The organism is Companilactobacillus halodurans (assembly GCF_009600985.1).
Lineage (GTDB): Bacteria > Bacillota > Bacilli > Lactobacillales > Lactobacillaceae > Companilactobacillus > Companilactobacillus halodurans.
The window spans coordinates 101,217-115,561 of sequence record NZ_VDFP01000004.1; the positions used below are offsets into that span (position 1 = coordinate 101,217).

Here is a 14,345-nt window from a genome sequence, read left to right on the forward strand (position 1 = left end):
ATATTTTTTTGATTTTTGAAGTTAAATTTTTCTACTCTATTTCTAATATTGATGCTTCATATGGCAACAAACCATTAGAGGTTCTTTTATCTAATTTATAATTATCGATAATAACTTTATTGATATGAAACTTATCAAATAAATCTACCTGTTGTGAATAACCAGATAAATTAGCTATTACTAACCATTTGTTTTTTCCATTATCTCTGAGATAGGCAAAGATTTTTTTATCATCTGGCAGCAATAACTGGAAATCACCATCTTTTAAGACTTCATAGTCGTGTCTTATTTTTATCAACTTTTGATAATATTTGAAAACCGATTTTGATGAAGTCAAATCATTTTTTACATTTACTTCTTTATAATTAGGATTAATTTTGAACCAAGGTTTAACAACGCTAAAGCCGCCATTTTCACTGTCATTCCACTGCATGGGGGTTCTAGCATTATCGCGGCTAATCTTTCTAGCTGCTTTTAGGAAATCTGTTTCAGAAATAGTCTTTTCTTGTAGAACCAATTTTTGATAATTAGTTCTTAATTCAATATCTTCATAATCCTTTAAGTCAAACTTAGGATTAGTCATACCTATTTCTTCGCCTTGATAAACAAAGGGAGTTCCCTTCAATCCATGTAAGACGGTTGCAAAAGCTGTGGCTGATTCATATCTAAATTCTTTATCATTGCCCCATCTTGACGGTGTTCTGGCCCGGTCATGATTCTCGAAGTAAAGTGCATTCCAACCGTGACCATCTAAATTATCTTGCCAATCTGCTAGAGTCTTCTTCAATTGAACTATATCTACCGGTTGAATGGCCCATCTTCCATTAACATTTCCAGGCACCCTATCAACATGCATGTGCTCAAAGGTAAACACCATATTCAATTCTTCTCTTTTTGGATCAACTAGAAGTCGAGCATCTTTGCTCTTGCTATCTGGAGCTTCACCCACGCTCATCATGGAAAATGGTTTAAAAACCTCTTGATTCATTTCATGGATAAATTCATGCATTCGTGGACCATTATTTTGATTAGCAACTACATAATGTAAATTATGGGGATTAGGATTGTCTAAAAATCTTTGATCTTTTGAAATTGAAGTTATAACATCCATTCTCCAACCATCAACTCCATGGGCTTTCCAATATCTCATTACATCATAAATCGCTTCTCTAACTTTAGGATTCTCCCAATTCAAATCCGGTTGTTGCTTACCATAATAATGCAAGTAATATTGATTTCTAGTTTTATTAAAAGTCCAGGCTGACCCTCCAAAATTAGAACCCCAATTATTCGGTTCTTTGCCATCTACTGGGTCTTTCCAAATATAAAAGTCGCTAAAATAATTATCCTTTGATTTACAGCTTTCTCTAAACCAAATAGACTGATCAGAAGTGTGATTGGCAACCATATCCATAATGATTCTAATATTCTTACTATGTGCATCTTGAATCAATTTTTTAATATCTTTATTGTCACCAAACATTGGATCGATTTTTCGATAATTGGCAATATCATAACCATTATCAACTTGTGGCGACAAGTAAACTGGACTAATCCAAATCGCATCAATCCCTAAATCACTCAGATAGTCCAATTTTTTATCAATCCCATTCAAATCACCAATACCATCTGCGTTAGTATCTAAGAAACTTTTTGGATAAACTTGATAAATAACTGCATTTTTCCACCAATCATTTGTCATTAGACAACACCTACTAAGGCAAGAACAATAGAAATAACAATTGTTCCTAAAATTAACCAATTAATTGAAACATTCTTATTCTTCAATAACCAGAAACATAGTAATGTAATTGATAATGGTAAAATACCAACAAATATTTGGTTAAGCATTTGTTGCGATTTTAGAATCGTCTTTCCACCTAAAACCATATTCCACTTCAATTTGAAGATGACCATACTGCTTGTCATAGCTCCAACCATCATTAATCCAACGATACTGGCTGCTTTTGTCAAAATATTAATAAGACCTTTTTTATAAAGATCACCAATATAATTTGAACCAAGTGTGTAACCTAATTGTCCGCCATACCAACGTACTAATTGCACAGGGATATTAAATAATAGCAAGAAGACTATTGGTGCTGCAATATTTCCATTTTTAGCTAAACTGATAGCAATACCAGCTGCAATAACTCTTAGAACTCCCCAAAAAATTGAATCGCCAATACCTGCTAAAGGACCCATCAAACTGGTTTTAATAGCGTTGATTGATTCAGCATTGAAATCATCCGATTCACTATTTTGTTTTTCCATGGATGCTACAACACCCATAACGAATGGCGACATAGCTAGGTTCGTATTGAAATATGACATATGACGAACCATAGCATCCTTTTTATCTTGAGCTTTTTTATAGAATTTATTAATGAAGGGAAGCATTGCATATTCAAATCCTGAAGCCCCTTGCTTAGCAGGTGTAACAGCTGAGTACAAGGTGAACGAACGCCAATACATCTGTCTCATTAACTTCTTTTCATCTTTTGACATGTTTTTCGAAAATTTACTCATAATCTTACTCTCCTAAGTATTAACTAAAGAAATCATCGTTTTCTTGTTCATCTTTGGTTTCAGTCGTACTTGTATTTGTATTCGTAGCAACTGGTTTAGCTGCAACTTTTTGTCCAATATTGTGAATTTGATAATCTCTTTGGGCAACTAAGATAGCGATAATTGTTCCCATAACAGCTACAGCAATCAATGGCATCTTTAAATAAGCAACTAATATGAATCCCAAGAAATAGAAGGCAGAGATATTTTTATCCCAAAGTATCTTCATCAGCATTGCCATACCAACTGCCGGTAAAACATTTCCGGCAACAGTTAAACCATGAACAATAATTGTAGGAATCATCTTTAAAACTTTTTGAGTTGCTTCTGAACCAAACAACATAGCAAAGAATGGAATTAATGAATAAATGAACCATTGAAGAGTCCATAATCCATAATGCAACCTGACGATACCCTTTTGATTTCCTTTGGCAGCCATACTGTCAAATTTACTTGCGAAAGGTCCAACAATTAGAACGTAGATTAATGTTTTAATTTGTAATCCAATAATACCTAAAGGAATAGCTAGTGGTAGAGCTACACCTAAACCACCATGCATCATAATGGCAAAGGCAACAGCTAATGCACTTGCAAGCCCAGGCTCTGCAGCACTGGCACCACCAATATTTACAATACCCATAAAAATAGTTTCAAGAGATGCACCAATCATCAATCCTGTCTTTACATCTCCAAGTAATAGTCCTACTAATGGACCAATAACAATTGGTCTTCCTAACATTGAAAAGCCTAGTAATTCTTGACCACCAACGGTCAGGAAAACAACTAATGCAACAGCAAATGCTTCATACATGTTCATTTCTCCTCTTCTGCAATAATTTATAGATTCAATTTATTAATAAAATCTGTTGCTTTTTCTTTCTTATCAGTTGGCAAATTTTGTAAAGCTGTATCTGGATAAAGTTTTACCAACTTTTTCAATGATTCAATTTCAGGTTTTGTTAACATTACGAATTGAGTCAAAGTTGTCTTTGGATCAGTTGATGCTTTCCCAACATTTCCCAAATTGACATACTCAATATCGTTTACCTTTTCAGCGACCTTCTGTGCATCTCCAACAGTTCTAACTAAAACAAATAATTTCATATCCTTTGCACGAGGATCATTCAATAATGATATTGCTCCTTCAACTGTTTTAACGATAACCTTAATCCCTGATGGAACAGCCATTTTCAATGCCATTTGTTGAGTTGGATTGGCAGCTGTATCATCATTGGCTACGACGATTCCGTCAATACTCATTTCCTTTGACCAAACCATTGCAATTTGTCCATGTATTAATCTTTCATCAACTCTCATAACTTTAATCATTATTTATTTCCTCCTAATTGAAAAAATCTGAATTATCATTTTTTGAACTTACTGCGTTTTTCTTCGTATCAATAGTTCCTAAGCTAGTTCTACCGACGTCGACCAACTTATTAATATATTCATTATTTACTTCTTCTTTTGACAAAATTGCTTCAATTACAACTGGTAAATTAAATCCATAAATAATGAACACGTTGCTTTTATCTTGTGCCTTAACAGTCAAACGTTGATTTACACTTCCACCCATCAAGTCAGTAAAAATAATCACTTTATCATCTGAATCAAATGAATCAAATAATTTATCAATGGTCTCAGTAAGATCATCATCCTTTTTTGTATACGCTGAAATGTAACTAACATTGTTGTTATGCCCTGCAAAAAGTTCAATCGTGTTTTTCATGCCTTCAGCCATGTTTCCATGTGAGGCCACAATTATTTTTTTCATCTTTTCTTCCTCCTCACTTTTATATAAGCAAGTTCCGTGCCAACTTTTAAAAAAGCCTCTAGATTAGGCTTTGATTTTCCAAAAAAATAAGTGCTTAATTTTTATTAAGCACTTACATTATTAAATATAGCTATGTAGTAATTGATACATCAATGATATTTCGTAATCATTAACTTTAAAATTATATTTCAACTCGATACTCTTAAAAATTGCCTTTGATACTGAATAAAACTCTTTTTCTTTCTCGCTATCAAACGAAACATTAGAGTTTTCTTCTTTACGCGCATTAACTAACATTCTTTCAATCATCAGTGATAAATGCATATATAAATTCAATTTTGTTTTACCATCAAATGAAATATCATAATATTCTTGATATTTTTGAGTAATTAATTGAACTTCATCAATAACTACATCTGGATTGAGAAATTGTAGTCTGTCTTTTATACCCTCAATCGTAAAGAACTTCAACATTTTATCCATTAATGCTTCAATATTGGGCTTTTGCTCTCCTGAATCTAAAAGCAATCTTTCCAAATAATTATATCCAGACTTTTCCATAATGTCGTAAATATTAATAATATCTATATCTAGATTTGTATCGATATCAGTTGTCGTCACGACAAATTTTGTTTTATCAAAAAACTTTTGTTCATGATTCTCCAAAGTCTGTTTCAAATCTTTATAATCCATTGTGATAATTTCGAATTTATTAGATAAGCTTTCCAACATCATCCGTTTTATTTCTTCTGACAAACCTACTCCAGACATACATGACACAATGATATTAAGTTTATCAGAAAGTCCCTCATAGTATTGAGTACCAAAAGCCTTTCCAAACCTATTAGCCGCCTTCGTTATGTCATTGAAAGTATCATTTCTTTGAATTCGTATGCCAGTATCCAGGGCGGTAGCAGTCGTGACATTATTGATAACAAGCAATTCACAATTTGAATACTTCTTAATTTCAGTGAACATTTGTGTCAACGAACCCATGTCAAATAAGACGAAAATCCCTTTATGTTCACGATCCTTTTGACTCTTAATATACTTTTGAACATATTCATTTATTTCATGAATCGAAACATCGATTGGCATATCAAATGCTTCAAAAATATAATTTCCACAAAGATTATTGACGACGCTTTGAATACTTGTAGCTGTATTATCACCATGAGCTAATATAATTCCAGTGTATTTAATACTCTCAATCATCTTGATTTTATCTTTAAATAATAGCAATAACCAAGGAATCGATAGTTCTTTAAATTTCTCATCAGAATTCACTTCATCTAAGAAACGATTATAAATATACATTGTTCTTGGATATAAATTTTCAAATTTTTTAACGAGTTGATCCATTTTAAAATCATTATTAGATATAAAGTAATACAAGGACATCCCAAAGCTAATTTGATATAATTCATCATCTGATAATGATAACTTAACCCCGTATTTACGTGTTAAAACATTTTTTATGGCCTGTTTTACTTTAAATTCAATATTCTCTATCAGAACATCATCTTTTAAATAATCTATCTTCTTTAAAAACTTCATCAATAACAAAACCTGGTCTGAAATATTATTATTGTTTTCAACAGAATTCAATAATTCTTGATGAACATTAGATAGTAAGTCATAATCACGCTTTTGTAAGGATGAATAATTATTAACATCAAAATCTTTCGATACTGCAACATATGAATCTCTATTATCTTTAGTTCCTATATAGATTTTACTGTCATTCGTGTGTTCAGTATAAACAGCCGCGCAAAGGAGTTTGATAGCATTTTCAACAGCTCCAATATTCCCAGCCGCTTTATTTTGTGATAACTCTTCAATTATTTGATTAGAAATAAAATATTCCTTATTGGTTCTAATGGCCTCATTTTTAAAGGCATCGAAGATTAAAGACAGCCTTTCTACTAATGGTCTTTTTTTAAAGGCTGGCAACTTGACGTGTAATGGAACTCTTCTCATAAAAGTTTTGAGTAAAAAGCTGTCTAATTCTTCAGTAGTTGCAAAAATGAATCTTACTTTAACTTTATGAGCTATTTTATTTTCACCTAATGGGTAAAATTGTCCCGAATCTAAGAGTGAAAAGAGTTTTTCCTGACTCTCTTTTGGCAAACGATGTACTTCATCTAAAAAGAAATAACCATTATTTGCTTGATCAATCAAACCTAAGGTATCTTCATTAGCACCTGTAAAGGCGCCTTTTTTATATCCAAATAAGACTGAAGAGAGTAATTCCGGATTATTGGCATAATCGGCTGCATTTAAAGTTATAAATTTGGCTTGCGAATCTATTGCTTTAATACTTTTAGCCTGCTTATAAATATTTTTAGCAAGAAAACTTTTTCCAACGCCACTGGGACCAGTAATAATGATAGGAAAGCCATTGGGCGGATAAACTATTGACTCTTGACACCTTTTAACGATTTCTTTCAAACTCCCAGTTGAACCAATCATATCTTGAAAAGGATTTTTCTCAGCGATAAGTTTCCACAGAACTGGGCGGCCATTTTTTTTAGTCAATTTATTCTCTTTATATAATTGCGATAGATAAATACTGATTACGCTTCTACTTAAACCTGCATCTTCAGCAATAGTTTTTGTATCGACCCAATTCTTAGAATATTTATCTTGAATTATTTTCAAAACTTTATCAACTGCTTTTGTCATCCAGCAACCTTCTTTCAACACTATTTTTGTTTTTAAACACTATAATTTTGAAAACGATTTACTTATATTTTAAACTTTTTAAGCAGTCTTGGCGATTCCTTAATTTTTAATCAAAACATAAATAGCTCTCAGTAATCTTTTTTTGATTACTGAGAGCTATTTTTTTACATCTTATCCATAGTTTCATTCAACAGTTCATCAACACGATTATTTCCCACATTTGTAGCATGGCCTTTAGTCCACTCAAATGTTTTTTTAGGAACCGTTGGCAACAATTTATCGAGTTGCTTCCACAATTCAACGTTTACTGGGACGCTGCCATCAGCCTTTTTAAAACCTCGTTTTTTCCAGCCTGTCAACCAATTCTTCGTGATTGCATTTAAGACGTATTGAGAATCTAAGACAAATATCGCATTTTGTTTGTTGATTTTTAACTCATTTAATCGAATAATACTCTGAATTAGGGCCATTATCTCCATGCGGTTATTCGTTGCTCCAAATTCTCCGCTCGTCCCTTCATATGTCTGACCATCGTTACTGATATGATAAGCCCAAGCGGCTTTATCTGATTCTTTTACATGGCCACCCTTAAAGTTACCGTGATTTCTTGACCCACCGTCGGTATAAACAACCACGTCAAAATCACTAATATTGGAAACCTTCTTTTTAGAAGCAGTTTTAGATTTCGTAGTTTTATAAGAATCTTTTCCTTCTAAAAAGGCTTGTGCTTCTTCTTTATTTAAAAAACTTTTATATCTGGCTCCAGCAAATCCATCGACTTGTGCCTTGCATTGGGCCCATGTTTGATAGATTCCTAGCTTCTTGCCTCGTCGTACTGCATAATATTTTTGCACTGTCATACCTCATTTAGTTAAACTTTCTCGATAATAATTATATAATAATATTCTGTTGGGGTGAATTTATGAAAAATGGGCAATGGCCAATTCTCTATATCCACGGTTTTCGTGGCGGAGATTATACGACACAGACAATGATTGCATCTGCTTTAAAAGCTAATAATAAGAAGTACGATCAATTTCTCAAAGCCAATATCGACTGGAGAGGCAAAGTTACATATGAAGGGACTTGAACTGAGGATGAACATCCCATTGTTCAAGTTGTCTTTAAGAATAAATGGGTTGGCAGTAACCAAATTGCATATTGGTTAGCTAAACTTCTATTTGACTTGCGCTCAAAACATAAATTTACTACATATGATGCCATCGGACATTCTTTAGGTGCCGTAGCCTTAGTGCTCGTGAACTTAAAAGAAAAAATGCGCCCTTATATGCCTAAACTCAAAAAGTTAGTGCTCATCGCAGGTCCGTTCAATGGTGTTCTTGGTTTGGGTGACCTTCCCAACGTCAACCGAATCACGCCCAACGGACGGCCAGCTTTTATGAGCCCTACCTATTTTAGAATTTTCATTAATCGTAACAGTATATCAGATGATTTAAGGGTTATAAATATTTATGGCAACGTCGGAGATCACTCTAATAGTGACAAATATATCTCCGTTACATCTGCAGAATCTATATCTTACATACTCAAACCGCGAGTTAAAGAATATCGAGAATATTTAATTAAGGGTTCCAACGCGGAACACTCAATGTTACATGATGATTCTGAAATCTTGGATATGGTAAACAATTTCATTTACTATAATCCGTTATCGTAACGTTATATAATGACCTTACGTATATAGTTTTAACAGAGATTTGGAGGGGATTTCTATCAAAGCTTGGGAGTTATTTAAACTAGATCTTAAAAGGACCTTACAATCCAAACCCGCTACACTTTTGATGTTGGCAATGATAATTTTGCCATGTCTTTATTGTTGGTTCAACGTTTGGGCTCTATGGGATCCTTATTCAAACACGAGTGATTTAAAGGTTGCCGTTTATTCAGATGACCAATCAGTCGAACTTGAAGGACAAAAAATCGAGATTGGTGATCAATTGATCGACAACTTGAAAAAGAATCATAAACTAGGCTGGACTTTTGTCGATTCAAAAGCCCAACTAGATAAAGGGGTTAAAGACGGTTCTTACTACGCCAGTATTTACGTACCTAAGAACTTCTCTAAAGATATTGTTAGTTTCCTATCTGGTAATATCAAAAAACCAAAATTGGTCTTTTCTGTTAATCAGAAAATAAACGCCATTGCCCCGAAGCTGACTGAGACAGGTGCAACGACGTTACAAGGAACTATCTCAGATGAATTTATTGGAACGATCAGTAAGACTATCACCAAAGTCTTAAATAAATCTGGTGTCGATATTCAACACAATTTACCGATGCTTCGAAGACTTTCTTCCCTATTAACTACTTCTGACGACAACTTGCCAGAACTGCAAAATATTATGGATAAAGTCCAAAAAGCTAACACGGTCGTTCCAAATCTAAACCAAAAGTTACAACAAGCCAACAATATGTATGGTTATTTGCCATTACTCAATTCTGATGCGCAAAAACTAGTTAATCTCAATAATTTCTTACCACTGGTTGACTCGGGTGGCACGGCTGCTAAGCAGTTACAAAATAAGATTCCAGAAATTCAAAGTGCCGGTAGCCAAATCAGTCAGGTCGATAATGATTTTGGCCAAATATCCAATTTAATGGACAGCAGTATTAGCCAAGTTAAAAACGGCATCGAAGTTGTTAACAAAGTCCAAGCTGTTGTTCCAGATATTCAAAAATTAGGCGAAGATGCACAAAATGCAACTGATAAAGCACAAAACGATTTGATTCCAAAGATTCAACAAGCTCTGCCAGTTATCAAAACGACGGTCGACACTGGTTTGTCGATGGTTTACAACATTGCCACTCAAATCAGCAATTCTATGGATAACATCAATGACTTAATCGACAAAGTCAAAGAAGATCCTAAGAATCAAGAATTAAAGGAACAATTAAAGACTGTTATTCAAAACGTTGCTTCAGACGCTGCTCAATTGTCAAAAATCAGTCGTCAAATTGCTTCATCATTAACTGATTTACAAAATCTTTTCAACCAATTAGCTGACCAATTAGGAAACGATCGGACAAATATTTTTGATCAACCTATTCAGCATCTAAATGATCTTGCTAACCTGGGCGACAGTTTATCAGACAAAGCAAACGATATTTTGAACAACTATGACGATTTAGATACGACACAGTTGCAAGATAAATTAACCGACCTTTCAAATCAAGCTGACCAAGTTGCTAGCGGCATCACTTCTCTTAAAGGTCTGAACATTTTGGATAGCGTTTCGGACACCATCAATAACATCAATACTTTCTTAAAAGATGCTAGTTCAACCTTAGGAGAACTCAATACGAATGTTATTCCTGCCATTCCGGGACTTTTGAATAACACTAAAGGTGTTTTGCAAACTGCTTTAACATACTTGCAGAAGTATCAAAAACAGTTGCCTGCAGTTGGTAATGAGATTCACGATGCCAATCAGTTGCTCAATGGAAATATGAGTAACATCACCACTGGTATCAATCTTGCCAATGACTTCTACAATAATGATTATCCAAATCTGAAGAAGAAACTTTCAACGGCCACTTTCTTTGTGCAATATCAATTGCCACAAATTGAAAATGAACTGACAACAACTTTGAATTTGGTCAATTCTAAAACACCTGAGTTAGAGCAAGCTCTTTCAACTGCCAATGACTTTGCGGTCAACGATTGGCCTCAATTAAAGAAAGATATTCATCATTCTGCTAAGCTCTTGAAAAAGGGTGAAAAGAATGTTGACCTTGGTGCCTTGATTAAATTGATGAAATCAGATGCCAATAAGGAATCAGACTTCTTCTCTAACCCAGTTAAGTTAAAGCAACAAAATCTCTACGACATCCCTAATTACGGTTCTGCCAGTGCTCCATTCTACTTGGCTCTATGTATTTGGGTTGGTGCTTTACTATTATCAAGTGTCTTCACAGTCCACTTCAAGTTAAGCGACCGTCAAAAGTATCGTTATACCTTCAAACAACGTTTCAATGGACGTTATTTGACCTTTGGCTTTTTAAATCAATTACAAGCCATTTCGGCAGCACTTGGTAATATTTTCATCTTGCATACTTATACGAAAGAAAAAATTCTCTTAGTTCTCTTCTGTATGCTAGTCAGTTTCGTCTTTATATCGATTCTGTATTCACTGGTACAAATGTTTGGAACGGTCGGTAAGGGACTAGGAATCATCATTTTAGTTCTGTCGATTTCTGGTGCCGGGGGTAACTTCCCAGTCGTCCTATCAGACGGATTCTTTAGAGTTATCAATCCTTACTTGCCATTTACTTATGCCGTCAATTTAATTCGTGAAGCAGTCGGAGGAGTATATTGGCCTAACGCTACAAAAGATATTATTATATTAGTAGCCTTTGGTGTTGTTTTCTATCTACTTGGACTTTTGACTACAGAGAAGTTGAAGCCATGGATGCACAAACTACACAAGAGTGCTAAGAAGAGTATGATCATCGAATAATTCGTTCACAAGGGAGAAAGTATTTTAATGACAGATATAAAAATGAGATCTTATCGACCTTTCATCACCGAAAATTTCTTTTGGGATTTTCCTACACGATTCAATTTAAAAGACGTTAGCGAGTTCTTAGGATTAGAAATTGACCCTACGACAAAATATATTTCTGACAGTGCCAAAATCATCATGCGTAACGATGGTATTTATTGGCTCGTTCAAAAAAAGTCTAATAAAGAACTTGTCTCTTTGATTAGTCTAAGCGACGTCGATTTAAAAAATCATCAAGCTGCTTTAATGGTCACTTTTAAAGACCTTTCTGAAGCTGAAAAGGTTGAAATATCAAATAGATTGCTTATCTTTCTTCGTGATCAGATTTCACTAAAAACTATTTTGGTCAACGATTTAGATCAAGTAGTTCAAGAAAAATTCATAAATAATGGTTATAATGCTTCTAACGAGAATATTCTAAAGAGGAGCTAATTTAATGTTTGGATATGGTTATGGATACGGTTTTGGTCCCAGTTACTTGCTGATAATTATTGGTCTTGTTATCAGTTTGTGGGCCTCATGGTACGTAAATCATAATTTCAAAAAGTACGATCAATTTACTAGCCATCACGGGACTACTGGTGCGGATGCTGCTAGATTTATTTTGGACAATGCCGGTTTACAAGATGTTGCAATTCAACAAATCGGTGGAAAATTGACCGATAATTACAACCCGGGCAATAAAACCTTAAGTCTATCTGAATCTACTTATGGCTCAACTTCGGTTGCTGCCATCGGTGTTGCCGCCCACGAATGTGGTCACGCTATTCAAGACCAAAGAAATTACTTGCCAATGCAGCTCAGAGCAGCCTTGGTTCCAGCGGTCAATCTTGGTTCAAATGCTTCAATTCCTTTGATTATCGTTGGTGCTTTATTAGGTATGAACCATACTTTGATTACGATTGGTATTTGGTTATTTGCCTTAGTCGTTTTATTCCAAGTAGTTACTTTACCAGTCGAATTCAATGCGTCTGGTCGAGCTGTCAGCATTTTAAAGACTGGCGACTTATTAGATAGCGATGAAGTTCCTATGGTCAAGCAAGTACTATTTGCAGCGGCCTTGACTTATGTAGCAGCAGCTATTTCAACTGCGCTACAATTATTGCGTTTGATTATTATCTTCGGTGACAATCGCAATTAATAAAAATTAAATTTAATGAAGATTCATATTTCGCCTAGCGTGATGGGAATCTTTTTTGTTTCTCTATATAAATTTATAAAATTAGATTTTATTAGTATTTTGAAGTAAAATTTCTATTAAGAATAATAGAGGGGATTTATTTTATGATTGATGTTTGGATCATCTGGCTAATCTTCATTATCTTAGTAGTCAATACAATTTCAGCGTTAATTACTGTCTTTCACAGACCTCGTAATATCGTTACTACTTGGGCTTGGATTTTAGTCCTTGTCTTATTACCAATCGTAGGATTTCTAATTTACGCATTCTTGGGCCGTGGGATTGCTCAAGAGAAAATCTTTAATATCAGCAATCAGGAGCACTACAGTTTAAGCCAATTGAAAAAAATGGCAATTGCTGCACAAAAAAAGCCCCAAAATGCGTCACGCTATGATGAAACGCATTATGCTGACCATATCATTAAATTCTTCAACGAGACCGAAGAAGCTCCTTTGACGCGTCATAATGAAATCGAATTGTTCTTCGATGGGCAGGAAAAATTCAAGCGTCTGTTTGAAGACATTAGAAATGCTAAGGATACCGTTCATGTTGAATACTATGCTTTTATCAAAAGTGACATTGGAGACAAATTCTTAGACTTATTGACCCAAAAAGCTAAAGAAGGCTTAGAAGTCCGGTTGCTCTATGATCCATGGGGTTCTGGCGGGACAAGGCCTAGATACTTCAAAGATTTTCAGGCTGCTGGCGGCGAAGTTTTACCATTCATCACTTCCAAAAATGTGATTGCCAAAACGCGTTTGAACTATCACTTGCACCGTAAAATCGTAGTCGTCGATGGGACAACTGGTTGGATTGGTGGCTTCAACGTTGGCGATCAATACGTTAATGTGACTGATAAGTTTGGTTACTGGCGTGACACCCACTCAAGAATTTTTGGTGCTGCTACCTTACTTTTGCAAGAACGTTTCTTTAGAGATTGGAATGCTTCTTTAGATAACAAAGCTCAACCTCTAGCTTTCTTGGAAAAATACTTTCCATCTGACAAATTCGACAATACTTCTAACGTGCCGATTCAAATTATCTCTGATGGACCTGACAATCGTGAAGAAGTTCTTAAAGACGGCTTCATTGATATGATCGTGGCAGCTAAAAAGAGCGTCTGGATTCAATCGCCTTATTTGGTGCCTGATGATCCAATGTTTACAGCTTTGACGATTGCCGCTCGCTCCGGTGTTGATGTGAGGATCATGATTCCTTGCATGCCTGATCACCCCTTTATTTATCGTGCTACGCAATATTATGCTAATCTATTAACAACTTATGGGATTAAAATTTATAGCTACCAGAAAGGCTTTTTGCACGCTAAAACATCAGTCTTTGATGGCAAGATTTGTTCTGTAGGTTCAATGAACCATGATTTCAGGAGTTATTCTTTAAATTTCGAGGCAAATGCTTTCATTTATGATTCCAAAGTTACTCATAAAGTGGCTCGTTCTTTTGAAAATGACATGGAAGATTCTATTTTACTAACTCCCAAAATAATCAAAGAGCAAGGAATGTGGATGCACTTTAAACAACGTTTCTCTAGATTGTTATCTCCCATTCTTTAATAGAAAATACGAAAAGGATCAAGATTATCTTGGTCCTTTTCTTT

At 34.6% G+C, this 14,345-nt stretch carries 11 protein-coding genes and 1 pseudogene; 5 read left to right on the forward strand and 7 right to left on the reverse strand.

Annotated features, from left to right (window positions below; translation table 11 throughout):
- Window positions 1-31 precede the first annotated feature (31 nt).
- The 7 genes from FHL06_RS03425 to FHL06_RS03455 form a co-directional block, all read right to left on the reverse strand.
- Window positions 32-1,702: a glycoside hydrolase family 13 protein gene (locus FHL06_RS03425; protein WP_153384842.1), complete on the reverse strand. Its 1,671-nt coding sequence runs from the start codon at window positions 1,700-1,702 to the stop codon at window positions 32-34.
- On the reverse strand, window positions 1,702-2,529 hold the full coding sequence (locus FHL06_RS03430) for a PTS system mannose/fructose/sorbose family transporter subunit IID (RefSeq protein ID WP_153384843.1): 828 nt from the start codon (window positions 2,527-2,529) through the stop codon (window positions 1,702-1,704). Before FHL06_RS03430 ends, FHL06_RS03425 begins: the two co-directional genes overlap by 1 nt.
- A gap of 19 nt (window positions 2,530-2,548) precedes the next feature.
- A complete protein-coding gene (locus FHL06_RS03435) occupies window positions 2,549-3,379 on the reverse strand; it encodes a PTS mannose/fructose/sorbose/N-acetylgalactosamine transporter subunit IIC (protein WP_153384844.1) in 831 nt (276 codons plus the stop codon).
- Window positions 3,380-3,405: 26 nt separating this feature from the next.
- A complete protein-coding gene (locus FHL06_RS03440; RefSeq protein WP_153384845.1) occupies window positions 3,406-3,897 on the reverse strand; it encodes a PTS sugar transporter subunit IIB in 492 nt (163 codons plus the stop codon).
- A gap of 13 nt (window positions 3,898-3,910) precedes the next feature.
- Window positions 3,911-4,342: a PTS sugar transporter subunit IIA gene (locus FHL06_RS03445; RefSeq protein ID WP_153384846.1), complete on the reverse strand. Its 432-nt coding sequence runs from the start codon at window positions 4,340-4,342 to the stop codon at window positions 3,911-3,913.
- Between the two features lie 120 nt (window positions 4,343-4,462).
- On the reverse strand, window positions 4,463-7,027 hold the full coding sequence (locus FHL06_RS03450; RefSeq protein ID WP_153384847.1) for a sigma 54-interacting transcriptional regulator: 2,565 nt from the start codon (window positions 7,025-7,027) through the stop codon (window positions 4,463-4,465).
- Window positions 7,028-7,191: 164 nt separating this feature from the next.
- The gene (locus FHL06_RS03455) at window positions 7,192-7,881 is read right to left on the reverse strand and encodes a ribonuclease H family protein (RefSeq protein ID WP_420360958.1); all 690 of its coding nucleotides are present in this window, start codon (window positions 7,879-7,881) and stop codon (window positions 7,192-7,194) included.
- 68 nt (window positions 7,882-7,949) lie between these two features.
- On the opposite strand from FHL06_RS03455, the pseudogene FHL06_RS03460 reads away from it, so the two are divergent.
- From FHL06_RS03460 to cls, 5 genes and pseudogenes are all read left to right on the forward strand, one after another.
- Window positions 7,950-8,705: pseudogene (locus FHL06_RS03460) on the forward strand (alpha/beta hydrolase).
- A 40-nt stretch (window positions 8,706-8,745) separates the two neighbouring features.
- Window positions 8,746-11,505, forward strand: coding sequence for a YhgE/Pip domain-containing protein (locus FHL06_RS03465; RefSeq protein ID WP_153384849.1), 2,760 nt, complete (start codon window positions 8,746-8,748; stop codon window positions 11,503-11,505).
- Window positions 11,506-11,532: 27 nt separating this feature from the next.
- Entirely contained in the window at window positions 11,533-11,982 is a 450-nt protein-coding gene (locus FHL06_RS03470) for a hypothetical protein (protein WP_153384850.1), read from the forward strand.
- Window positions 11,983-11,986: 4 nt separating this feature from the next.
- Window positions 11,987-12,691, forward strand: coding sequence for a zinc metallopeptidase (locus FHL06_RS03475; RefSeq protein WP_153384851.1), 705 nt, complete (start codon window positions 11,987-11,989; stop codon window positions 12,689-12,691).
- Window positions 12,692-12,834: 143 nt separating this feature from the next.
- Window positions 12,835-14,301 carry a cardiolipin synthase gene (cls, locus tag FHL06_RS03480; protein WP_153384852.1) on the forward strand — a complete coding sequence of 489 codons (1,467 nt, stop codon included), beginning with the start codon at window positions 12,835-12,837 and terminating at the stop codon, window positions 14,299-14,301.
- The last annotated feature ends 44 nt before the right edge of the window (window positions 14,302-14,345 follow it).

Excerpts from the sequence above, each read along its gene's own strand:
- FHL06_RS03425 (WP_153384842.1), bottom strand. The coding sequence starts at position 1,702 with ATGACAAATGATTGGTGGAAAAATGCAGTTATTTATCAAGTTTATCCA.
- FHL06_RS03430 (WP_153384843.1), bottom strand. The coding sequence starts at position 2,529 with ATGAGTAAATTTTCGAAAAACATGTCAAAAGATGAAAAGAAGTTAATG.
- FHL06_RS03435 (WP_153384844.1), bottom strand. The coding sequence starts at position 3,379 with ATGTATGAAGCATTTGCTGTTGCATTAGTTGTTTTCCTGACCGTTGGT.
- FHL06_RS03440 (WP_153384845.1), bottom strand. The coding sequence starts at position 3,897 with ATGATTAAAGTTATGAGAGTTGATGAAAGATTAATACATGGACAAATT.
- FHL06_RS03445 (WP_153384846.1), bottom strand. The coding sequence starts at position 4,342 with ATGAAAAAAATAATTGTGGCCTCACATGGAAACATGGCTGAAGGCATG.
- FHL06_RS03450 (WP_153384847.1), bottom strand. The coding sequence starts at position 7,027 with ATGACAAAAGCAGTTGATAAAGTTTTGAAAATAATTCAAGATAAATAT.
- FHL06_RS03470 (WP_153384850.1), top strand. The coding sequence starts at position 11,533 with ATGACAGATATAAAAATGAGATCTTATCGACCTTTCATCACCGAAAAT.
- FHL06_RS03475 (WP_153384851.1), top strand. The coding sequence starts at position 11,987 with ATGTTTGGATATGGTTATGGATACGGTTTTGGTCCCAGTTACTTGCTG.
- cls (WP_153384852.1), top strand. The coding sequence starts at position 12,835 with ATGATTGATGTTTGGATCATCTGGCTAATCTTCATTATCTTAGTAGTC.